Here is a 21374-nt window from a genome sequence, read left to right as displayed (position 1 = left end):
AGTTTAAATTGTAGTATTTCCCGATAAAAGCAGAAATTGTTTTAACTTACTTTTGTTATTATAATGATTATGCTGGCTTTGAAAACCCGATTTGCATAATTTTACTTTAAAAAAGCCATTTTTATCGATTTTTTTCAAAGTTATCTTTAAAAGGGGCTAGTTCATCAATAAACTTTCTTATGTCCATAATGTTTTCCGGCTGCCCAATGAAAAAGCCTTGTGCTCTTCCGCATCCTGATTTTCTTATGAAGTCGAATTGTTCTTTTGTTTCAACGCCTTCTATCAGAGTGTTTATTTTAAGTTTGTTTGCGAGTTGGATTATGCAGTCTATGAGGATAGCATTTTCCCTCTCAGGATCAAAATCTTTAAGAAATTTCATATCTAGCTTTATGAGGTCAAAATTAAACTCATGCAATACGTTTAGAGAAGAATAGCCGCTTCCAAAGTCATCAAGCCAAAGTTTGAACCCTGCCCTTTTGAGCTTTTCAAGCTGCTCTTTCAGTACATTTTCATCGTTTGAAATGGCGCTCTCTGTGATTTCAATTATTATAAGGTCTCTGTCAACACCATATTTATCAGTTATTGCGGTGATCTCTTTTACAACATTTGTTGTATCAAAATCGTCTCTCGAAATATTTACCGAAACAGGAAGCACAGTTAGACCTTTTTCTTTTCGCTCTTTTATTTTACGGCAAACCTGTTCAACCATATAGAAATCAAGTTTTGAAATAAGATGGTATTTTTCAAGAATCGGAACAAACTTGCTTGGAAGAAGAAGTCCCAGTTTCGGATCTTCCCATCTTGCAAGTCCTTCAAAGTCGCAAATCTGGTTTGTCATAGTGCGAAGAACAGGTTGATAGTACAATTTTATCCAGTGCTCTTTTATTGCAGTGTCCAGATTCTCGAGAATATACTGCTCATGATGATATGATTCAAGCAGGCTGGAATCAAAAAAAGTTATTGCCTTATTGAAATGCTCTTTAATGCTCTGACATGCAAGACGGGCATAGTCGCAGGCGATTATGTAATCAGTTCCGCCGTTTAAGAGATATACTCCTGCTTTTAACTTTATTCTGTTTATCCCTGTCTCCGACTGAAATGCGTCTATGGCACTCTTTATATGTGTTTCTACATTTTCTTCCGAATCAATTACAACAAAGTGGTCTTCTGCGAATCTGCAAACAAGATTTATAGGAAAATGTTTTTTTAAGATTTCCCCTGCTTTTTTTATCAGAAGGTCTCCTGCCGAATATCCGAAAATCGAGTTATAATTTTTCATTCCAAGTATGTCAAAATAGATAAAAGCGGCATTTTTGTTATTTTTGTGGATTGAGTCTACAAATTGAGAAACTTTCTGCCTAAAATATGTCATGTTCGGCAGAGATGTCAAAGAGTCAAAATATACGGAATTCCATTTGTCCATCTGAATGGAATAAGCTTTTCGGTTATCCCAAAAAGTTTCGGTCACAGTTATAATTATTTCGTGTTTTGTATTTGGTTCTTCAATTACGTGAATTTCTCCATCTGAAAATTTTGAAAAAACTCTCAAGTACGATTTTGGCTTTAGAGCATAGAAAAATTCCGAAAAAGTTACGCCGACTTCAAAACGGCACAAAGGCGTTATCATCTTTTCCGCCGCATTGTTGTAAAACATGAGTTCTTCAGTATCTGCATCTACAATAGCAATTGCCGTCGAAGATGCGTCAAGAAAATTTTTTAGTTGGACTTCTGCAGTGGAAACGGAAAAAAGATTTTCGTGGCTCGCTTTTGTTATGTCAGAAAACGAAACAACCGCAAATATCTCTCCATCTTCTTTATGATGGTATCCTACTGCATGGATGAGTGAATATTCTTTTTCTCCTCTGAGTTTTGCTCTGTATATGACGTTGTAAGGAGTTTTTTTTCGTGAGAAGTTCCTTGCAGCAACTGAAATTCTAAAAACATCATCAGGATGTAAATTCTCGTAGAGATTTCCTTCTTTCCTGGCAATCAACTGTTCTTTAGTTGTGCCGGGAGTTTCAAATTGCATAAAACCGTCTGATACACAGACAATTTTCATCCTATCATTTATAGTTCTGTAAACAATAATTGGAATTGGAGAGTTTCCAATTACTTCTGCTAATGCTTTATAATCCACTTTTGTCCATCTTTCCAGTCTTAATTGGATTTTAAAGGTTTCAGACAGGCGTAAATACGAGAGTCTGTGTCACTTTTTATGTCTAGGATTATATGATAAAAAAAAATATAACGCAAGGCGTATTTTTCTATTTCTATAATCGTAAACTATGGTTCTAGCTTGTAAAGCTCTTTTTCTTCTCTGTTGATTCTAAAGTGAAGAGCGTACTTTATCTTTTCAAATTTAGTTTCAAAACCGGAAGGATTAGAAGCTATTTTTGATGGAGTATTGAATGCTGTTGCAAATTCCGTATATGATTTTGCAAGATCCCCCATCTCTTCCATGTATGATTTTGTAACTATGCGTACGTGCGCATCTTTACTTGCAAGCAAAGTTGGATAAAGAGATTCATCTTCAGAAGCAAGGTGCATCTTGAGAACCCCACTCATTTTGTTAAGTGCGTCAGAAATTGCAGCAGCGTTATCCAGAGTTCCGTTTTGAATGTAACCGCTTATTTCTTTTAAGTAATCTTGTATTACGCGATGTTTTTTTATATATAAATCAACTGTCATAACACGAATATAACACAATGAATGTTTAATATCAATCTACTGCTTTTATGACTGTTTTCGATTTCTGAAGACTTGGATTCAACTTCCGCAGTCCAAATAAAAATATTCGGAGCCATCGCTCAAGATTCGTACAGAATATGTTCCTGTAACTACAACCTCTTCCATAGTGTCGGGGAAATCTTCTGGAAATTTTTTAGTTTTGTCTTCAAAATTAACGCCGATTTGGCAGCAGGCTGTCGCGTCAAACAACAAGGCAAAGTATAATCGCTCATTCTCTGTTTCATAGTAATCAAACAGCCCTTTAAAACGCATCACTTTTCCTAGATACTTATCTTGATTTACAAGCATGTCAAAAAGCAAAGCCGAAGTCATATTGTAGTTGAGTTTAGTAAAATCGTAATTGACCTTTTTATTTTGATTGCCGAATTTTTTTGGCGCTTGTTTGCCTGCTGTAGATGCAGGCATAATAAAAATGGTAAATAGTATGATTGTTGCAAATAATTTCTTTAGCGTCATGATGTTGTACTACAATTTGAATTGCGAAAGATCCTGATGAATTTTTGTTACAGTTTCCATATTTCCGTTTGCATATTTGCTTACAAGAGTAATCGTTTCTTGCATGTTTTGAGTTTCTGCGAGACTTTCTTCTACTGCACGCGCTGTAGATTCAGATGCAGCAACAACGTCATTTACAAATGACTGCAACCTTGCAGAATTTTCTGCTTCTTTTTCACTCAAATCTCTGATTGCCTGAATTGCATCAACTACTTCCGCTGTCGACTTTTGAGTATCGTATGCGCCGGTTTTCTGCTCTTCCATAGCACTGGAAATCACTTTTACAAGCCTTTCATTTTCTTGAACGTTGCCTGTAATTCCATCAAAAGCATTGCTTGCCAGAGTGATTGCTTCAACGCCGGCTGTTGTTTTTTGAACCATTTCCTTCATTTTTGCTTGAATATCGTGTGCACTTTTTGCCGATGATTCAGCAAGGGAACGAACTTCGCTCGCAACAACTGCAAAACCAGAACCGTAATCCCCGGCGTGAGCGGCTTCAATTGCGGCGTTCATAGAAAGGAGATTTGTCTGGCTCGCTATATTTTGAATAACAGCAAGAAGTTTGCTTACTTCATCGGAAGCTGCCTGAATTTCTTTCATTGCGCCAATTGCATTTCTTACGGCATTTGCACCTGTTAAACTTCTGTCTGACAATTCTGTCGAAACACTTTGAGCTTTTTTTGCAGTGTCTGCGACGCTCGTAATGTTTGCAGTTATCTCGGTAACTGCAGAAGAAATATTTTGGATAGAATCTGTTTGCTGTTCTATGTGTCTCTGAATATTTTTGACGCTATCTGAAAAGAAATTAAAATTTTCCTGAGTCTGTAAAATCAGTGTATTCTGGTTTTTAGTATTTTCATCGATTTTGTTTAATGAATTTGCCATTTGGTTCAACGCACCGGAAGCAGAATTTGAAGATTCTGAAATTACAGATGCGGTTTTATTTATGTCGTCTGCGCCGCTTTTCAGGTTTTGAATCATAGATGAAAGTTTGCTAATAAGAAGATTTGTTGAAGACGTAAGCGAACCGAAGTCATCTGTGAGTTCAATGCTGATTCTGTTAGATAAGTCCCCTTCTTCTGCAATATTGTCGAGCCGTTGAGAATTTCTTTTAATTCGTCTTGAAAGGCTTCGCGCATTCATTATAAAAGGATATGAAACAAAAATAAAACATATAATGAGGCAAATACAGCCTTTCTCTAAAAATTGGTTAAAAAGGTTTCCCTGAAATATACCTGTTGATGCTTTATAAACAATTCCAAAAGGAACAGAAAACATATTGATACCGATGAAAGCTATTGAAATAAAGAAAATAAGAGAGAAAGATGCAGCAGCACTTGTTGTTCGCAACTGCTTGTAATTTGAAATAGAGAACATTTCAAGTTTCTCATTTTTCTTTTGAATAAAGAGCTGCAATCCTGTAATTATAGAAATTGTACTCAGCCCACCGAAAGAAGCTGCCTGCAAGATTATGAGCACAAGTCTTGGAATGACAAAATCCCATGAGCCGTTAGCAAGACCTGCTATCATAACAATAATCTGACCTACAACAGAAGCTACAAGATCTGCATAGACTACAAAAGATATCAATCTTTTGTATATTTTAATACATTTTGCGACCTCGTCATCTGTTGCCCGTCTTTTTTCATTTTTTATCTTTTTAAGAGTTGTATCGAATGGTCTAGATATAAAATATGCGAGAATGTTTATTACAATAACTATCAAGGCACCTACTAAGAGGCATACCACCAACCCGCCACCTATCCACATGGATGCCACATCGTCCCAAATAAAAGTAAGAGCAAACCATCTTAAAAAAATCACTGCCATTAATGTTATGGGTGTAAATAGTAAAAAGAAACTCAAAAAAATACTCATATACTGATTATAGTCCTATACTTTAAAAGCGTCAATTTGCAAGCTTATATCAGAAATTGCTTTTTTTACCAATTCCGAAACCTGATCAAGCACCGCACCAGCCTCATTTATTTTTGATGCTTCGATTGTCATCTTGTTCATTGCCTGCTTTAGATATTCAGAGGTTTCTTGCAGAAGTTTTGTTTCTTCTAGAATTGATTTGTTGCCTTCAGCCATTTCAAAGCCTGCGCTGCGAACTTCAGTTGTGCTGTCTTTCATTGAATTTAAAGCTTCTCCAATTTGCTTTGAACCTTCGTATTGTTCATTCATTGCCTCTCGGAGCTGGCGAACGATTACATCTGTGTCAGAAATCAATTTTTCAACATTCGCAAAAGATGCGCTGGATTCTCCCGAAGCCGTTACAACTTCTTCAATTGAATTGAGAATTCTGTTTAGTTGGTCGCTTATTTTCTTTGATTGTTCAGTTGATGTTTCGGAAAGCTTCCTAATTTCATCTGCAACTACGCTGAACCCTCTTCCTGCTTCTCCGGCATGAGAAGCTTCAATTGCAGCATTCATTGCAAGGAGGTTTGTTTGTTCAGCAATGTTTGAAATAACTTGGTTGGCTTCTTGGAGCATTTGAGACTGTCCTCCAATCTGCCTGATTTTTTCGTTTACAATTTCCTGTTTTTGTGCGCCTGCAAGAGCATTTTGTTCAAGAGTTCCAAATGAATGTGCCATTTTCTCCACAGAGGCGTTTACTGAGGCAATATTTCCAATCATTTGTTCTACTGCTGCAGATGCTTCCTGCACTCCGGAAGATGCGTTTTCTATCATTTTGCCGAGCGACTCTATATTAGATGAGATTTGATTCACAGCACTAGCTGTTTGTTCTACACTTTCATTCTGCGAACTAATTTTTGTGTCCATATCTTGAATATTGTTGATTACTAAAGTTATTCCTTTTGCTGTATCGTTCGCACTTGAGCTCAAAGTATTTCCGACGTTTTCAAGCGATGACTTTGACACTTTTATGTCTGAAATTATATTGTGGAGCTTTTCGACAAACTTATTGAACCCGACAACGACATCTCCTATTTCATCTTTTGTTTTTACATCTATGTGTTTTGTAAGGTCGGCGTTTCCGTTTGCAATCTCTGTTATAGAATTTTTTACGGAAAGCAGAGGTTTTAAGAAAATGCGTATTAAAATTCGGCTGATTATAAGTATAAATAATGAAAAGCTTACATTTGTAATTATTATTATAATCCTTAAATGATTTAAACTAGAAAAATAGAATTTATATGGAACGGAACAAAGAACTACCCAGCGACTGTTTTCTATTGGTCTAAAGCAACATATCATTTTTTTTCCGGTAACAGAATCTTTATAGACTGTAGACCCTTTGTTGCCTTTTCGGGCTTTTTGAATGACCTGATAAAATGAAGGATTTTTTGTTGAAAGGTCAGAAAAATCCTCGATACCGGAGCTACCGATTACGTTTCCTGAATCCATACTTATTATATATGGGTGATAACCGCCTCCCGCATCAATTTTTGAGGCAATATCAGAAAGCTTGTTTCCTTTTATTACAGAAACTGCGGCACCTATTATCTTATTTTGATAATTGTATACAGGCACAGAAAAAAACATCAATACTTGATTTGTCACATTCGAAAAAACCGACTCTCCAACATAGTTGCGTCCAGCCATTGCTTCTGTAAAATACGTCTTTTCAGATTTATCATAGAAAGCAACGTTTTCATATTTTTTTGAATCAACCTCTATCATAGAAACAATTTTTTTGTTTTTTTCTTCAAGGGACAGCGTTTCATCACGCATAAAAGGTTGTTCTGCAATAAGATGAAGAAACATGAATTCTTTTTCATTCATTTCGAATATTTTTGTTGATGCATTTTGTGAAAAAGCATCCATTGCTTCTGCAACTGTTTTCTCAAGTGCAGCTCTAGAAACGTTGAAAGCAACTTTTGCAACAAGGGTGACTCCTATTGTTACAGTCATCAAACAAAGCAAAATTAATCTTGCCTTTATGCTATGCATAAAATTCTCCTAAATTTGTTATAATGATAAGCCTGAAATGTTGGGTAAAAAGCGAATCAGCGTACAGCTGTTTTATGATTTTTGCTATCAAATTTTTTAATCAGCAAAAAATAAGGCTTCTAAACAAAGCAAGATAAACAGGGCTATATTACAAGGAAAAGAATTCTTTGTCAAACCTAGAAATTTCGGTTGTCAAAAACTTATGATATTTTCAATTTTATGCTGGAAAAAAAATCACACATCGTATAAAGTAGAACCAAATTGATATAATTTTAAGGAAAAAAAATGAAGTTTAAATTTGATAAAAGCTTTTTATTCAGAGGCATAGCGATGTGCCTTATATTAGTCTCTGTTTTTTTCGTTTCGTTTTATATAAATAAAAAGTCAACAAAGTCAGGAAATCTTGCTATAAAAAAGATATCTGAAGCACAATATCAGTCTTCAGATAATAAAATCGTGTCTGCTGATTTTTATGCACTCTCCGATGATAGTCTTTTCTTTGTAAAAATTGTCATGCCGGACAAGCACGAATTGACTCTTGTCAGGGCGGTTTCTGCTTCCGGGGTTAGATACATAGATATGATTGGAACAGAATTTTTTGTAAAACAAGACACTGCTATTATTTCAAAAACTGATTATGGGGCAGAAACGGCACAAGATGCCGTTTTGTTTGAAGGGACAAAAAAATAAATCATATTTCGGGATTTATTTTGTAATTCCGTTTTTAATCATATTGCACCGAATTTGCATCTCGCTCTGCACTCTCCGCATCTTATACATTCTCTATCGTTTATTTTAAGAACGTCCATTTTGCAGTGTAACGTGCATGCTCCACAGTTCGTGCATTTTGACTTATCTACTCGAATTCCAAAAACCGCTGTTTTGTTAAAAAATGAATATATAGCGCCGAGCGGGCAGAAAAACCGACAAAACGGACGGAACATAAACATAGACCAGGCAATAAAATATATTGCAATCGAAGTTTTTAGAGTAAAAAGAAATCCGAGAGAGTCTCGCAGAGTTTCGTTAAATGCCGCAAGAAACCAACCGGCAAAAATTGTTCCTTCCGGGCAAAAAAGTTTGCAAAAGTAAGGAGAGCCGAGCCCGTCTTTTATAAAGAAAATAAAAGGCAACGATACGCAGAAAAAAATCAACATAAAATATTTTATCAAAGATGCTTTTCTCGTAATTTTTAGAGTACGGACGCTTTTTTTGATTTTTGGAAGCGGAATTTTATAAAGAAGTTCTTGAAAAAGTCCAAAAGGGCACAAAAATGAGCACACTGTCCTACCGAGCAAAGTCCCTGTTAGCAAGAGGAATCCTGTGACAAAAAACGGAAATTTGCCGTTTGCAATTGAATTTTGAAGAGCACCGAGCGGGCATGACGAGACTGCACCAGGACATGAATAACAGTTCAATCCCGGCACGCAAAAACTCTTTGCGCCGCTTTTTGAAATTGTCCCTGAAAAAAAATTACGGACATCGCAATTGTATATGAGCATGGAAACAAATTGGATTATCCGCCTTCGTAAGTTCGATGTTTCAGCCAAGCCCGATACACTCCATGCAGATAAAAATCGCCTTTCTCATGATATCTTTCATATCTCCGAGAAAAAATCCTGTCACGCAGAGAATCACGGACAAAGCAATCAACACTATCGTTTTTTTTGTGAAATTAAGTTCTTTATGTTTTTGTTTTTTAAGAAACTTATTTGACATAATCCTTAACAAAAGCAAATATCTGACTTTCACTCATCATTCCTGCATGTGCTGCAAGAATTTCTCCTTCAGGCGAAATTAGGATGCTTGTTGGAACTGCTTGAACTCCATAACTGAATGCAATATCCCCCGAAACATCGAGACCTGTTTTGAATGTGTATTTATTTGATTTCATAAATGAAGACTGATTTTTTTCTGTATCAGAAATGCAGACTGCAAGAATTTCAAGCTTTGAGTTTTCTCCGTCGGCAACAATCTTTTTATTGAGATTTTCCATTCCCGGAAGTTCTCGTCTGCAAGGTGGACACCATGTTCCCCAGAAATGTAAGAGAACTGCTTTTCCTCGATAATCCGAAAGTTTTACGGTTTTTGAATCGGAGAGAGTGATTGAAAAATCAGGTGCGGCAGAACCTTTTTTTATATTTTTTGCAAAAGACGAAAAGGCAAGGAAGCACAATGCAATTCCAAGAAACATTTTTTTATGAGATAAAAAGAAAGAGTTTGATTTCATAAAGTCTCCTATAAAACACCGCATTAGCGACAGCGCAGAAAGCGTTATTTTAAGTTTATTTGAATAATTGAAAAGCATTCTACAATTTTTTTTTAATTCCTACAATATTTTTTTAATTACTGCCAGATTTTTTTTTACAGTAGAAAGCATAAACATATCTGGTTATAATTCAGATATGGAAAAATCATTTAACCCAAATAGCGGATTTCTGTACGGACTTGCCGCAACTGTTATTCTTTTTGTACTGGCTCAGTCTGTATTTTTTCTTGTACGCGCAGTAATACGAGCAAAAAAATGTGATATGGATATGTCTCTGATAAGAAGGACGATAGGGTCTACAGCACTCTTTTCAATTGCTCCATCAGTCTCTATCATGCTCGGGGTCGTAACTCTTGCAAAATTTTTAGGGCTTCCTCTTCCTTGGATTAGGCTAAGCGTTATTGGCGCAATCACTTATGAATTGCCAGCTGCGACTTCTACTGCAAATGCACTTGGAATTTCTCTATCCGAAACAGTAACAGATACAAGCGTTTACACAGCGATCGCTTGGGTCATGACGCTTGGAATTATGCCGAGCATCATTTTACCTCCGTTGTTGATCAACAAAATTCAAAACGGGATTGTAAAGATTAAAAATAAAGACGGACGGTGGGGAGAAATCTTTATGACTTCCCTTTTTATGGGCATGATTTCCGCTTTTTCGGGGATGGTGTTTTCCCACGTCAGAGAAGGTGTAAAAGGGCTTTTGCCTGTATCTGTCCTCGCCTTTTCCGCAATTATGATGTGTATCTGTGGACTCTTAGTAAAAAAAGCACACATAAAATGGCTTGAAAACTATGCGCTTCCTTTTTCGATGCTTGCAGGAATGATTTTTGCCGCACTCGGCGCAAAAGCATTTGGACTTTAATTTTTACCGGAGATTATCATGAATGAATATAACGAATATATTTTAAAGACAAACAAACTTGGAAAAGCATGGATTTGGACCGCCGCCGTCTTAATTTTTATGGTGCCTGTTGCAGTATGCATTCGGTTTAACGCATGGCCGGCAGCTTCTTCTGTTTTGAAAGGGCTTCTTGGAGTCGCTCCGATTTACTGGACAGTTGGCTTTATTGAAGTTGTAACATACACCCCGATGCTCGGGACGGCAGGCACATATCTGAGCTTTGTCACAGGAAATGTAACGGCGCTAAAAGTTCCAGCCGCTTTGAACGCAATTGAGAGCGCAGAAGTAAAACTCGGAACAGAGCAAGCTGAAATCATATCTACAATCGCAATTGCCACCGCTTCAATCATAACGACAATTGTAATTGCACTTGGAGTATTTTTATTTGCAAAACTTACTCCTATTTTGAACTCGCCGTCTTTAAAACCTGCATTCGACAACATTCTTCCGGCACTTTTTGGAGGACTTGGCGTAGTTTACATCAGCAGGAATTGGAAAATTGCAGTTGCTCCAATCATTATTATGATAGGTTTGTTTATTGCTGTTCCATCGCTTGGAAACTCAGTGGGAATCCTAGTTCCTGTCGGAATCATCATTGCGCTCGGTGCCTCAAAAATTATGTATAAAAAGGGATGGCTTTAAAATGATTGTTTTAGATGAAGAAAAAATAATTAGGGATATGCAGGATTTTATCCGCTGTAAAACAGTCTCAAACAGAAAAGATGAATTTGTTGACTGGAACGAGTATAAAAAACTTCACTCTCTTATGGTCGAACGATTTCCTGTGCTCCATTCCGTTTCTGAGCAGCAACACATCGGCAGAACAGGACTTTTATATAAAATTGAAGGTACCGGCAAAAACGACAGCCCGTGCAAGACTGCTGTTCTCATGGCTCACTATGATGTTGTCCCGGTTGAAGAGTCTCAATGGGAAAAACCTCCGTTTGACGCCGTAATTGAAAACAATGTCATGTGGGGACGCGGCACTCTCGATACAAAAGGGACTTTTTGTTCAATTTTGGAATCTGTTGAAGTTGAATTAAAAAATGGCTGGAGACCGCAGTCAGACCTCTATCTTTCTTTTTCAGGCGAAGAAGAAATTGATGGAAAATCTTGCCCTGACATTGTCTCTTATCTTGAATCGAAAGGGGTTTATCCCGATTTTGTCCTCGATGAAGGCGGCGCGATTGTCGAGAAAGCGTTTCCTGGAGTTACATCTAGGACGGCAATGATAGGCACGGCAGAAAAAGGAAGTGTAAACATAGACTGTACGATTGAATATACAGGTGGTCATTCCTCATCGCCTAAAAAACATACGGCAGCAGGAATCGCAGCGATGGGAATAAATGCCATTGAAAAAATGCCTTTCAAAACGCAAATCACCCGCCCACTTTCCGAAATGCTAAAAACGCTCGTCCCGTCAAAAAAAACATTTTTTGAATTGTTGTTCAGATTTTTCGGACGAAACCTTGGGGCGGAAGTCAACGCACTTACCCATTCGACAATCGCAATCACAAAGATGGAAGGAAGCAAAGCGTATAATGTTATCCCCAATAAAGTTTCATTTGGAATGAACGTCAGACTTCTCGGGAATGATACTATAGAAAGCCTTTTTCAAAATCTAAAAAAAGCCGTCAGAAAAATCGAAAAAAAATATAAAGTCGATTTTAAGTTTTTGCTTGTAAACGGCAGCAATCCGTCAAAAGTTTCAGTCACAGACTGCCCTCAATTTAAAAATCTATGCGATGTGATAAGAAAAACGTGGCAGGAAGTTATTCCGACTCCATACCTCATGATTGCGTGCAGCGACTCAAGGCACTACTGCAAAATCAGCGATGGAGTTTACAGATTTGCGCCGATGTTCCTCTCAAAAGAAGAGAGAGGGCTTATTCACGGAAACAACGAAAGAATAAGAATCCCGGAGCTGATAGGGACAACAAGGTTTTATTGTAACTTATTAGAAACATTCTAAGTATTTTATCTCTCCATAAAAATCCATGTTATAATTTAAATTACATTCAAGGAGCTGCAATAAAAATTTTGACGAAATTGTTGTAAAAAGTCAAAGTTTTGTTCAGGAGGTTGCGCCGTAAACTTTTCTTTTATGGAGGTGATTATGAAGAAAGAATACGAATCTCTTTTTACACCATGGAAAATCGGAAATGTGGAAATAAAAAACCGCATTGTTATGACTTCTATGGGAGGAACTTCTATTTTCGGATGGCTTGAACCGAACCATTTTGACAAGGAAGCCGCAAATTTCCTTTTGGAAAGAGCAAAAAACAATACCGGCCTCATTCTTCCGGGAATTGCTCCAATCCGCGACACACTTGGCGGCAAGTGGCTTTATCAGGGCAAGGGAAAATTCAAGAAACTTGAAAAGTTTATGACAGAGTTCCATAAAACAGGCGCAAAAATGTTTGTTCAATTGACAGCCGGATTCGGAAGAAGCCTAGCAATCAACGACATCATGGTGAAATCAAGTAAAAATAAACTTCTTGGATTTATGATGAAACCGATTCTCGATGTCGATTATCTGACGGCAAGCGCAAGTGCGACTCCAAACCGCTGGGACGACAGCTGCATGTCACGTCCTCTGACTAAAAAAGAAATTCAGCAGATGATAAAGGCATTTGCAAAAACCGCAAAACTCTGCAAAGAGGCAGGCGTCGACGGTGTCGAAATCCATGCAGTCCACGAAGGCTATCTGCTCGACCAGTTTACTATGAAATACACAAATCTTCGCGATGATGAATACGGTGGAAATTTTGAAAACCGTTATCGTTTTCCTGTTGAGATAGTAAAAGCCATCAAAGAAGCGTGCGGAAAAGATTTTCCTGTCTCTTTAAGATACTCTGTCGTTTCAAAGACAAAAGGCTTTGGAAAAGGAGCTCTCCCCGGTGAAAATTATGTCGAAGTCGGCAGGGATATGTCAGAAAGCGAAAAAGCTGCTAAGTATCTTCAGGATGCCGGCTACGATATGCTCAACTGTGACAACGGAACTTATGACGCATGGTACTGGGCACATCCGCCAATGTATATGGCTCAGAACTGCAACTTGGAAGACGTAAAACACATTAAAAAGTTTGTCGACATCCCTATAGTCTGTGCAGGAAGAATGACTCTGGAGACTGCTGCAAAAGCTATTGCAAATGGAGAACTAGACGGAATGGGCGTTGCACGTCAGTTTTTGGCTGATCCGCAATGGATTACAAAGATTCTCAACAACTCTGAAGATTCAATCCGTCCGTGTATATGCTGCCACAACGCATGTTTTAACATGGCTCATTACAAAGGAGTTGCAAATGACCAGTCGCTTTCGGACAACAAAGGAATGGCTCGTTGTGCAATCAACCCACAAACAATGCAGTCAACAAAATATAAGATTGTAAAATCTTCATCACAAAAAAAAGTTGCTGTCATTGGAGCCGGAATCGGAGGAATGGAGACTGCAAGGGTTTTGGCACTGCGCGGGCACAAACCTGTTATCTTTGAGAAAAGCGATAAGTTAGGAGGAGTATTCAATGCGGCAGCAGCGCCTTCATTCAAAGAAAAAGATAAACAGCTTCTTTCATGGTATGCAAAAGAAATGAAAGAAAACAACATTGAAATCAGATTTAATAAACCTATAAATAAAATTGAGGAATTAAATGATTTTGATAAAATTGTTGTCGCAACGGGAGCGGTGGCAAATAGACCGAGAATTGAAGGTTTGAACAAAACAATCGAAGCATGTGACTATCTATATGGAGCAAAAACCGGTGACAAAGTGATAATTATCGGCGGAGGGCTTACAGGCTGCGAGATAGCTTATGATTTATTCAAAAAAGGAAAGACTCCTGTCATTGTAGAAATGAAAAACGATTTGATTGCCGTAAAAGGCGTTTGTCTGGCGAACAGCTCTTATTTACGAGATTTCTTTGCTTTGAATAAAGTCGAAGTTCATCTGGAAACAAAACTTCTAAAAGTTTCTGAAAAAGGAGTTGTCGTAAAAGATAAAGACGGAAAAGAATTCGAAATTGCAGGCGATACTGTAATCTCTTCGATGGGATACCATCCGGCTCCGGTTTTTAAAAAATCTTCAAAAGTAAAGTTTGTCGGAGATTGTAATCATGTTGGAAATCTCAGAACCGCAATCTGGCGAGCATGGGATGTTGCAATGAAAATATAGTTATGAACGCAGCGTTTTTATAGGAAGGTAAAATGTATCAATATAAGATGAAATTGACTGAGGAGCAAAAAGCTATCCTTGAAGGAAGCGAAGGTCAGGTAAAGGCAAAAGTGATGGAAACAATCGTCCGTTATGGAGATATGTTTGAAGCAGAAGAGCTTGTAAAAGTTACTCATGGACAGGGGCACTTGGTGACATCTTTTGGACTTTCTCTGCTAAAACCTGTTTACAAAACAATGGATGAACTTATCAATGCAGGGCTTAAAGTTCAAGGCGGATTTACAGCCGACCCACGCCCTACCGATATTCCAAATGTTCCATGCAATCTGCTCGATAAAATTCTTTATAAAACTGTTTTGTATGGAAAACAAAACTATTACGAAGCTCAACTCAAAAAACTTGGGCTTGTTGGCGACAACGGGTTTAGCTGTGCATGCTATTTTGACGAAATGGGCAATATTCCAAAAAAAGGCGATGTTCTATCTTGGGCGGAATCAAGTGCGGTCAACTATGCAAATTCGGTTCTTGGAGCTCGCTGTAACCGCAACTCAGGAATGATAGACATATTCGGTTCAATTTTAGGCTATGTTCCGAAATTCGGGCTTTTGACAGACGAAGGGCGCAAAGCAAAATGGAAAGTGATAGTCAACACTACAAAAAAGCCGCTGCCACAGATTTTAGGTTCGGCAATCGGGATAAAAGTTATGGAAGATATCCCTTATGTCGTCGGGCTTGATAAATGGATTGGAAGAGAACTCAACGACGAGACAAAATCGTATCTAAAGGACTTTGGTGCGGCTACTGCTTCTAACGGGGCTGTCGGGCTTTATCATATTGAAAATCTCACTCCGGAAGCTGTTGAACTCGGCGAAAAACTTTTGCAAAAGGATTTCAAAGAATACGTAATCGACGACGCTGAACTTGAAAGGGTTTACAAAACTTATCCTGTCATGTGGAAAAATCCTGATAAAAAAGGAACTTATGCGTTTATTGGGTGCCCGCATCTTTCAAAAAATCAGTTGAACGAATGGTCTGATAAAATAATAAACAGACTCGGTGAAAACGGTAAAAAGAAAGTTGCATGCGACACTGTAATTTGCACCGCCCCACCGATTTTGGAAGAATTCAAAAAAACAGAAAAATATAAAAATCTTTACGCGACAGGAACACGCGTAACCGCAATCTGTCCGCTGATGTATACTTCAAATCCACTTACAAAATCAAGAAATATAATGACTTGTTCCAATAAATTAAGAACTTATTCGACTGCACGCTATTACAAAGATGATGAACTTCTTGATTTAATTGCAGGAAAGCAGAACTAAATAAGGAGGATAGTCATGAAAGAATTTAAAGGTAGAGTTATCAACGGCGGTTATTATAAAGGAGAAGCTGTAGTTTCACATCAGGGAGTAAATACTCTTGCGACATTTCAAAAGTCTGCGCTTGCAAAAGCCGATAAAGTGATTGTCGCAGACCAGAACAATCCTGATATCTTTGGAAAAAACATCACCGGAAAAGCTCTTTGCCTTCCGCAGACAATCGGTTCTACAACAGGCGGAATGGTGATTCAAGTGATATGTTCAATGGGAATAAATCCTGCTTGCCTGTTGTTTTCAGAGCACATAGATTCTCTTGCCGGAGCCGGAGTGATTCTTTCTGTCGTTTGGGAGCACAGCAATTTGATTGCAATAGACCAATTAGGCAAAGAATTCCTTGCAACTGTAAAAACCGGAGACATCATTGAAGTAAAAGAAGACGGAACTGTATTGATTCTTTAATTGTTTGCAAAATCGAAAACAATATTTGACACACATTAAAGGAACGTATAAACTCTCATTTATAAAATGCATCGCACTTAGAATTAATTCGTAAATCGCGATATAAGATTTACGGTTAATATAACTAAAGGAGTTTTGACTATGTCAAAGAAGTTTTCTATAAAGAGCAAATTAATTCTGATTTTCGGACTGCTTGTTGCAACCGCAATCTCTATTGAAGGTGTGCTTGCTATTCATACAGCAAGAAAGGCGATTACAGAACAAGTCGAAGATCAGCTGATCAACAAAGCTACAGACACTGCGGAAATCATCAACGGAAGAATTGCAAAACAGTTTCAAGTTCTTGAAGGCATAACGCGAATGCCGGCTTTAAGAGATGCAACAATTTCGCAGCAGGAAAAAGGGGTTTACCTAGAGCGAGAAGTTTCTTCAAACGAAATAATAGAACAACTGAATTTTTACAATCTTGAAGGCGTCCGCACAACAAATGATGGAAAAGTCATAGACGTACATGACAGAGACTGGTTTAAAATAGCTTTAACCGGCAAAAAATATATTTCCGAACCGCTGCTTTCCAGGTCATTGAACAAATTTGTCATCATACTTGCGGCTCCTATTTATGATGATTCTCAAAAAATGATTGGCATAGTGAATTGTGTAATCGACGCAAAACAGCTTTCAAAAAATATCTCTGATATTGTCGTAGGAAAATCAGGAGAATGCTATATTCTTGATAAAAACGGCGTTACTATTGCAGATAAAGATTATAGGCTCGTTGAAGCAAGAGAAAACACATATCAGGCCTCTCTTTCAGATCCGTCGCTTAAATCTTGCGGTGATTTTGAAAAAATGGCATTTGAAAGTGAAACTCCATCTGTAGGATATTTTTATTATGGCAACGTAAAAAGTATAGCATCTTATGCAAAGATGAAATCTTATGGTTGGACGGTGGTGATAGACGCTCCTTACGAGGAATTTATGGGACCCGTAAATGCGCTCAGCCTTTCAATGCTTGCTATCGGCATAATTATTCTGATTTTCGCAGTGATAATCGTTTACATTATTGCGCGCATGATGGTAAAACCTGTCCAAACAGCAGTTGCCGCTCTTAAAAACATCGCTCAGGGCGACGGAGACTTGACAGTGCGCCTGCCTGTAACAGGCAATGACGAAGTCACAGAACTGTCAAAATACTTCAACGAAACAATTGAAAAAATAGGTTCGGCTATAAAAAATGTAGACGTGAATACCGGCGTAATGAGGTCAATAGGTGATGAGCTTTCATCAAACATGACAGAGACAGCGAGCGCAATAAATGAAATAAGCGCAAACATCGACAGCGTAAAACAGCAGACGCTTTCTCAAGCTGCAAGCGTAACAGAGACGGCAGGCACTATCGAAGAAATTATCCGCACAATAGAAGCGTTGAACGCAAGCATCGAATCTCAATCTACTAGCGTAATGCAGTCTTCGGCAGCGGTAGAAGAGATGGTTGCAAATATCGCATCTATCACAAAATCTCTGGAAAAAAGCGATACTATGGTAAAACAGCTTGCAACGGCAACTTCCGAAGGAAAAACTACGCTTGTCAATTCGAACGCTGTAACTCAGAATATCGCAGCAGAATCAGGCGGTTTGATTGAAGCTTCGAGCGTAATTCAGAACATAGCAAGCCAGACAAACTTGCTCGCTATGAACGCCGCAATAGAAGCCGCACACGCAGGAGACGCAGGAAAAGGATTTGCAGTTGTCGCAGACGAAATCAGAAAACTTGCAGAAGAATCGTCTATGCAGGGAAAGACAATCACAGATACTCTCAAAAAGCTCGGCGACGATATAACAGGTCTTTCTGAAAGCTCTAAGATTGTTGAAGAAAAGTTTACTGCAATATTCCAGCTCTCTGAAAGCGTGCGGGGAATGAGTGCAGAGCTTACATCTGCAATGAAAGAACAGGAAAACGGAAGCCGAGAAGTTTTGACAGCTATCAAAAACATCAGCTCTATAACAGTGGAAGTTAAAAACGGGTCGGAGGAAATGCTCGTCGGCGGCAAAGGAGTTGCAGAAGAAATGCTCAAACTCGACGACCTCACGACAGTCACAAAAGACAGCATGAACGAGATGGCAGCCGGCGTACAGCAAATCAACAACGCTGTCCATGAAGTAAAAGACCTTGCTATCAAGAACAAAGACAGCATCGAAGCTCTTTCAAAAGAAGTCGGCAAATTTAAGATATAATTTCTAACGGAACAACATTCTAAATGAGGACTGAATTGAGATTTTTCAAAAATTCAGTCTTTTTTTTTATTTACGTTTCCACTTCATCTTTTCGCAAAGAGATACTGTTTTAGAGCGTTTGCCTTCCGTTTCAAAAATGATGATTTGATTTTTGCCGGAATGAAGCAGAGGACCGGGAACGTAAAGTCTAAGCTGCGGTCCAATCTCCCAAAAACGCCCGATATTGAAGCCGTTGACCCAAACGCAACCTTTTCCCCAGCCTGAGAAATCTAAAAACGTATCGCCATAGCCGCCGGACGGTGTCTGTAAATCAAAATCAAACTTGAAAAATGCAGGATTTTTACTAGGCTCTCTTTCCCATTTGCCGTTTTCTTTTAATTTATCAATCTGAGCTTCATCAAGAGGAAGGTTGAAGATTTCCCAGTTGTAGTGACCGTGCGTGTTGATTAAGACTTCATCGTAAATGCCTTTTTTCTGCTCTTCGAGTTTATGTCCAAAATTGACACGCCCCATGTTTTCTACCAAAAAGCTGAGAGTTGCCCGTTCGCCGCTCCCAATCTTCCAACTTTTACCTTCTTTAAAAGTGAGCGGCCAGTGACCATGCTGTCCGGAACAGATTTCTTTATCACACGCTGTAAATATTTTTTTTGTATCATCGAACGCCTGAACTCTGTCTGCACATTTTTTGAATATCAAACTGTTTGCGCATTCGTCATCGTTCATTTTTGTGCGATACATGATGTAGCCTGTCGCCTGCCCTGCCTCTTCCATGGAAAGCGGCACAACAGATTTTTTAGGCTCAGAAATACGCTCAATGTTTTCAAAAAGGTCTGCACATTCAGACCAGTCAATTTTTCCGTAATTTTTATGTTCAATTTTTGTAGAAAAATCTATGTTTGGAACGGCATCGTCTCCAAGCCGGGTTTTAATTATTTTCCGAAATGCGTGATATTTTTTCGTCATCTGCCCGTCTTCAGAGAGAGGAGCATCATAATCGTATGAAGTCGTATCGGCAGTGAGTTTTCCGTAATAGTTGGAACCGTTCATAAATCCAAAATTTGTGCCGCCGTGGAACATATAGATGTTTATATTATGCCCATTTTTGATAACGTAATCGTAGTCGAGTTTATTGATTATAAGTTTTGACGATGATTTTTTTTTGTTGCCCCATGCATCAAACCAACCTGCCCAAAATTCCATGTTCATCAGCGGAAGATTTTCCGGCATCATCTTTTTCATGTTAGAAAACTGCCACTGACAAGCCGACCCAAAGTTTCCCGTCGGGAGAACTCCTTCCAGCTGACCTGCCTTAAACACGTTTTTAAACCAAGGACCGTCAGATGTGACAAAAGGGACAGTTATCTTCAATTCGCGCATTAAATCTGCAATGAACTTGAGATAATTCGTGTCATCACCGTAATATCCGTATTCATTTTCGACCTGCATCAGTATGATTTTGCCGCCGTTATCAATCTGATACGGAACTAATTTTGGGATTAAAACTTCGTAATATTCTCTGACGTGTTTCAGATATGGCTCACAAGAGCAGCGGATGTGCATTCCCTGTTCCACAAGAAGCCATGACGGCAATCCGCCCCATTCCCATTCTGCGCAGATGTAAGGAGATGGGCGGACGATTATGTAAAGGTTGAGTTCTTGCGCAATTTCAATGAACTTGCAGACGTCGTGTATGCCGTCAAAACGGAATTCACCTTTTTTAGGCTCGTGAAAATTCCATGGGATATAAGTCTCAACTGTGTTGCAACCCATATTCTTGAGTTTTTCAAGACGATCTCGCCAATATTCAGGGACAACTCTAAAATAGTGAATAGAACCCGAAATAATCTGAAAAGGTTTCCCATCTACATAAAATTTTTCTTTTATTTCACATTTGCCCATTGTATTACATCGCCTTAATATGAATTAATATAAAGTTTCTCCAAGGAGACGCGCTGCAAGCTGAACGGCGAGAATTGCTGTCTGGTTGCGAACATCAAGAATCGGATTTACTTCAACAATTTCCGCAGATGATACAAGCCCTGTTTTTGACATCTCTTCCATCAAGAGCAACGCTTCTCGATTTGTCATGCCGGCAGGAAGCGGAATTCCAGTTCCCGGAGCGAACATCGGGTCAAGGCAGTCCATATCAAAAGAAACGTGAACCATGTCGGCGCGAGTCTTAAAGAATACAAGCACCTGGCGCACGATTGCAGGAAAACCTTGCCGTTCAATATCGCTCATCGTGAACACTGTAACTCCAGACTCTTTCATCAATCTTTTTTCTCCCGGGTCTAGGTCGCGGCAACCGACAAAACAAATGTTTTTAGGGTCGACTTTTTGAGAGTCAAAATAAAGGTTTGTCAATTCCGAAAGTCCAAGCCCTGCAGAAGCAGCAAGGCACTCCCCGTGGATATTTCCTGAAGGAGTTGTTTCATCAGTGTTGAAGTCTCCGTGAGCGTCGACGTACAGCACCCCAACCCTCTTGTTTTCGCGTTTTGCGTGAGCCGCGACTCCTGCAAGAGAGCCAAGCACAATTGAATGGTCTCCTCCGAGAATCAAAGGAAACTGTCCGTTTTTAAGGGATTCGTCAACTTGCGCCGCAAGCTGTGTACACGCTTTTACAATCGGAACAAGATATTTTGCTTTAGGATTTCCTTGTTCTTCAAGCTCCTGCGGGCTGATTTTCATTGGTGAATCATACTTTACGATTTTATGACCGAGAGAGGTTAATTTATCTGCGATCCCGGCAAGTCTTATCGCAGAGGGCCCCATATCTGAACCATGTCGACTGGCACCGAAGTCGATAGGCATTTCAAAAACATTTATATTCATTAAGTCGCATGATACATC

At 38.7% G+C, this 21374-nt stretch carries 18 protein-coding genes; 8 read left to right on the top strand and 10 right to left on the bottom strand.

Going from position 1 to position 21374, the window contains the following annotated elements; translation table 11 throughout:
• Positions 1–121: 121 nt before the first annotated feature.
• From H9I37_RS11690 to H9I37_RS11245, 5 genes are all read right to left on the bottom strand, one after another.
• On the bottom strand, positions 122–2137 hold the full coding sequence (locus H9I37_RS11690) for an EAL domain-containing protein (RefSeq protein ID WP_187382821.1): 2016 nt from the start codon (positions 2135–2137) through the stop codon (positions 122–124).
• 146 nt (positions 2138–2283) lie between these two features.
• Complete coding sequence (locus tag H9I37_RS11260; RefSeq protein WP_187382820.1) at positions 2284–2688, bottom strand: hemerythrin domain-containing protein; 405 nt, start codon at positions 2686–2688, stop codon at positions 2284–2286.
• A gap of 78 nt (positions 2689–2766) precedes the next feature.
• Positions 2767–3153 carry a hypothetical protein gene (locus H9I37_RS11255; RefSeq protein ID WP_187382819.1) on the bottom strand — a complete coding sequence of 129 codons (387 nt, stop codon included), beginning with the start codon at positions 3151–3153 and terminating at the stop codon, positions 2767–2769.
• A 60-nt stretch (positions 3154–3213) separates the two neighbouring features.
• The gene (locus tag H9I37_RS11250) at positions 3214–5121 is read right to left on the bottom strand and encodes a methyl-accepting chemotaxis protein (RefSeq protein ID WP_187382818.1); all 1908 of its coding nucleotides are present in this window, start codon (positions 5119–5121) and stop codon (positions 3214–3216) included.
• A 15-nt stretch (positions 5122–5136) separates the two neighbouring features.
• Positions 5137–7161: a methyl-accepting chemotaxis protein gene (locus tag H9I37_RS11245; protein WP_187382817.1), complete on the bottom strand. Its 2025-nt coding sequence runs from the start codon at positions 7159–7161 to the stop codon at positions 5137–5139.
• A gap of 285 nt (positions 7162–7446) precedes the next feature.
• On the opposite strand from H9I37_RS11245, the gene H9I37_RS11240 reads away from it, so the two are divergent.
• Entirely contained in the window at positions 7447–7851 is a 405-nt protein-coding gene (locus tag H9I37_RS11240; protein ID WP_187382816.1) for an MliC family protein, read from the top strand.
• A 38-nt stretch (positions 7852–7889) separates the two neighbouring features.
• Here the strand turns inward: H9I37_RS11240 and H9I37_RS11235 are convergent, their stop codons facing one another.
• Genes H9I37_RS11235 through H9I37_RS11225 form a run of 3 tightly spaced genes read right to left on the bottom strand, consistent with a single transcriptional unit; the run spans position 7890 to position 9391 of the window.
• Positions 7890–8663, bottom strand: coding sequence for a 4Fe-4S binding protein (locus H9I37_RS11235; protein WP_187382815.1), 774 nt, complete (start codon positions 8661–8663; stop codon positions 7890–7892).
• A 40-nt stretch (positions 8664–8703) separates the two neighbouring features.
• Positions 8704–8880 carry a CD1871A family CXXC motif-containing protein gene (locus tag H9I37_RS11230; RefSeq protein WP_187382814.1) on the bottom strand — a complete coding sequence of 59 codons (177 nt, stop codon included), beginning with the start codon at positions 8878–8880 and terminating at the stop codon, positions 8704–8706.
• On the bottom strand, positions 8870–9391 hold the full coding sequence (locus H9I37_RS11225; RefSeq protein WP_187382813.1) for a redoxin domain-containing protein: 522 nt from the start codon (positions 9389–9391) through the stop codon (positions 8870–8872). Before H9I37_RS11225 ends, H9I37_RS11230 begins: the two co-directional genes overlap by 11 nt.
• 175 nt (positions 9392–9566) lie before the next feature.
• Between H9I37_RS11225 and H9I37_RS11220 the strand changes: the two genes are divergently transcribed.
• From H9I37_RS11220 to H9I37_RS11190, 7 genes are all read left to right on the top strand, one after another.
• Entirely contained in the window at positions 9567–10298 is a 732-nt protein-coding gene (locus H9I37_RS11220; RefSeq protein ID WP_187382812.1) for a DUF5058 family protein, read from the top strand.
• Between the two features lie 18 nt (positions 10299–10316).
• Positions 10317–10979, top strand: a complete 663-nt coding sequence (locus H9I37_RS11215; protein WP_187382811.1) for a hypothetical protein — start codon at positions 10317–10319, stop codon at positions 10977–10979.
• 1 nt (position 10980) lies between these two features.
• Entirely contained in the window at positions 10981–12309 is a 1329-nt protein-coding gene (locus tag H9I37_RS11210) for a M20/M25/M40 family metallo-hydrolase (protein WP_187382810.1), read from the top strand.
• 144 nt (positions 12310–12453) lie between these two features.
• Positions 12454–14508: an oxidoreductase gene (locus H9I37_RS11205; protein ID WP_187382809.1), complete on the top strand. Its 2055-nt coding sequence runs from the start codon at positions 12454–12456 to the stop codon at positions 14506–14508.
• 32 nt (positions 14509–14540) lie between these two features.
• Positions 14541–15833 (top strand): aconitase X, encoded by a 1293-nt coding sequence (locus tag H9I37_RS11200; RefSeq protein ID WP_255422581.1) that lies wholly within the window; start codon positions 14541–14543, stop codon positions 15831–15833.
• A gap of 15 nt (positions 15834–15848) precedes the next feature.
• Positions 15849–16289 carry an aconitase X swivel domain-containing protein gene (locus H9I37_RS11195; RefSeq protein ID WP_187382808.1) on the top strand — a complete coding sequence of 147 codons (441 nt, stop codon included), beginning with the start codon at positions 15849–15851 and terminating at the stop codon, positions 16287–16289.
• 141 nt (positions 16290–16430) lie between these two features.
• The gene (locus tag H9I37_RS11190; RefSeq protein ID WP_187382807.1) at positions 16431–18524 is read left to right on the top strand and encodes a methyl-accepting chemotaxis protein; all 2094 of its coding nucleotides are present in this window, start codon (positions 16431–16433) and stop codon (positions 18522–18524) included.
• A gap of 66 nt (positions 18525–18590) precedes the next feature.
• Here the strand turns inward: H9I37_RS11190 and H9I37_RS11185 are convergent, their stop codons facing one another.
• Both H9I37_RS11185 and rocF read right to left on the bottom strand, forming a co-directional pair.
• Entirely contained in the window at positions 18591–20423 is a 1833-nt protein-coding gene (locus H9I37_RS11185) for a glycoside hydrolase family 35 protein (RefSeq protein WP_187382806.1), read from the bottom strand.
• 24 nt (positions 20424–20447) lie between these two features.
• The gene (rocF, locus tag H9I37_RS11180; RefSeq protein ID WP_187382805.1) at positions 20448–21356 is read right to left on the bottom strand and encodes an arginase; all 909 of its coding nucleotides are present in this window, start codon (positions 21354–21356) and stop codon (positions 20448–20450) included.
• Positions 21357–21374 lie beyond the last annotated feature (18 nt).

The sequence above is a fragment of the Treponema sp. Marseille-Q3903 genome (genome assembly GCF_014334335.1).
In the GTDB taxonomy this organism is placed as follows: Bacteria; Spirochaetota; Spirochaetia; order Treponematales; family Treponemataceae; genus Treponema_D.
The sequence above is the reverse complement of the archived record's forward strand: the minus strand, read 5'-3'. Positions and strand labels throughout refer to the sequence as shown.

What these genes read in the sequence shown, in the direction of transcription:
- H9I37_RS11210 (WP_187382810.1), top strand. Translation starts at nt 10,981, where the DNA reads ATGATTGTTTTAGATGAAGAAAAAATAATTAGGGATATGCAGGATTTT.
- H9I37_RS11190 (WP_187382807.1), top strand. Translation starts at nt 16,431, where the DNA reads ATGTCAAAGAAGTTTTCTATAAAGAGCAAATTAATTCTGATTTTCGGA.
- rocF (WP_187382805.1), bottom strand. Translation starts at nt 21,356, where the DNA reads ATGAATATAAATGTTTTTGAAATGCCTATCGACTTCGGTGCCAGTCGA.
- H9I37_RS11205 (WP_187382809.1), top strand. Translation starts at nt 12,454, where the DNA reads ATGAAGAAAGAATACGAATCTCTTTTTACACCATGGAAAATCGGAAAT.
- H9I37_RS11230 (WP_187382814.1), bottom strand. Translation starts at nt 8,880, where the DNA reads ATGTCAAATAAGTTTCTTAAAAAACAAAAACATAAAGAACTTAATTTC.
- H9I37_RS11240 (WP_187382816.1), top strand. Translation starts at nt 7,447, where the DNA reads ATGAAGTTTAAATTTGATAAAAGCTTTTTATTCAGAGGCATAGCGATG.
- H9I37_RS11220 (WP_187382812.1), top strand. Translation starts at nt 9,567, where the DNA reads ATGGAAAAATCATTTAACCCAAATAGCGGATTTCTGTACGGACTTGCC.
- H9I37_RS11200 (WP_255422581.1), top strand. Translation starts at nt 14,541, where the DNA reads ATGTATCAATATAAGATGAAATTGACTGAGGAGCAAAAAGCTATCCTT.
- H9I37_RS11255 (WP_187382819.1), bottom strand. Translation starts at nt 3,153, where the DNA reads ATGCCTGCATCTACAGCAGGCAAACAAGCGCCAAAAAAATTCGGCAAT.
- H9I37_RS11215 (WP_187382811.1), top strand. Translation starts at nt 10,317, where the DNA reads ATGAATGAATATAACGAATATATTTTAAAGACAAACAAACTTGGAAAA.
- H9I37_RS11225 (WP_187382813.1), bottom strand. Translation starts at nt 9,391, where the DNA reads ATGAAATCAAACTCTTTCTTTTTATCTCATAAAAAAATGTTTCTTGGA.
- H9I37_RS11260 (WP_187382820.1), bottom strand. Translation starts at nt 2,688, where the DNA reads ATGACAGTTGATTTATATATAAAAAAACATCGCGTAATACAAGATTAC.
- H9I37_RS11245 (WP_187382817.1), bottom strand. Translation starts at nt 7,161, where the DNA reads ATGCATAGCATAAAGGCAAGATTAATTTTGCTTTGTTTGATGACTGTA.
- H9I37_RS11250 (WP_187382818.1), bottom strand. Translation starts at nt 5,121, where the DNA reads ATGAGTATTTTTTTGAGTTTCTTTTTACTATTTACACCCATAACATTA.
- H9I37_RS11195 (WP_187382808.1), top strand. Translation starts at nt 15,849, where the DNA reads ATGAAAGAATTTAAAGGTAGAGTTATCAACGGCGGTTATTATAAAGGA.
- H9I37_RS11235 (WP_187382815.1), bottom strand. Translation starts at nt 8,663, where the DNA reads ATGCTCATATACAATTGCGATGTCCGTAATTTTTTTTCAGGGACAATT.
- H9I37_RS11185 (WP_187382806.1), bottom strand. Translation starts at nt 20,423, where the DNA reads ATGGGCAAATGTGAAATAAAAGAAAAATTTTATGTAGATGGGAAACCT.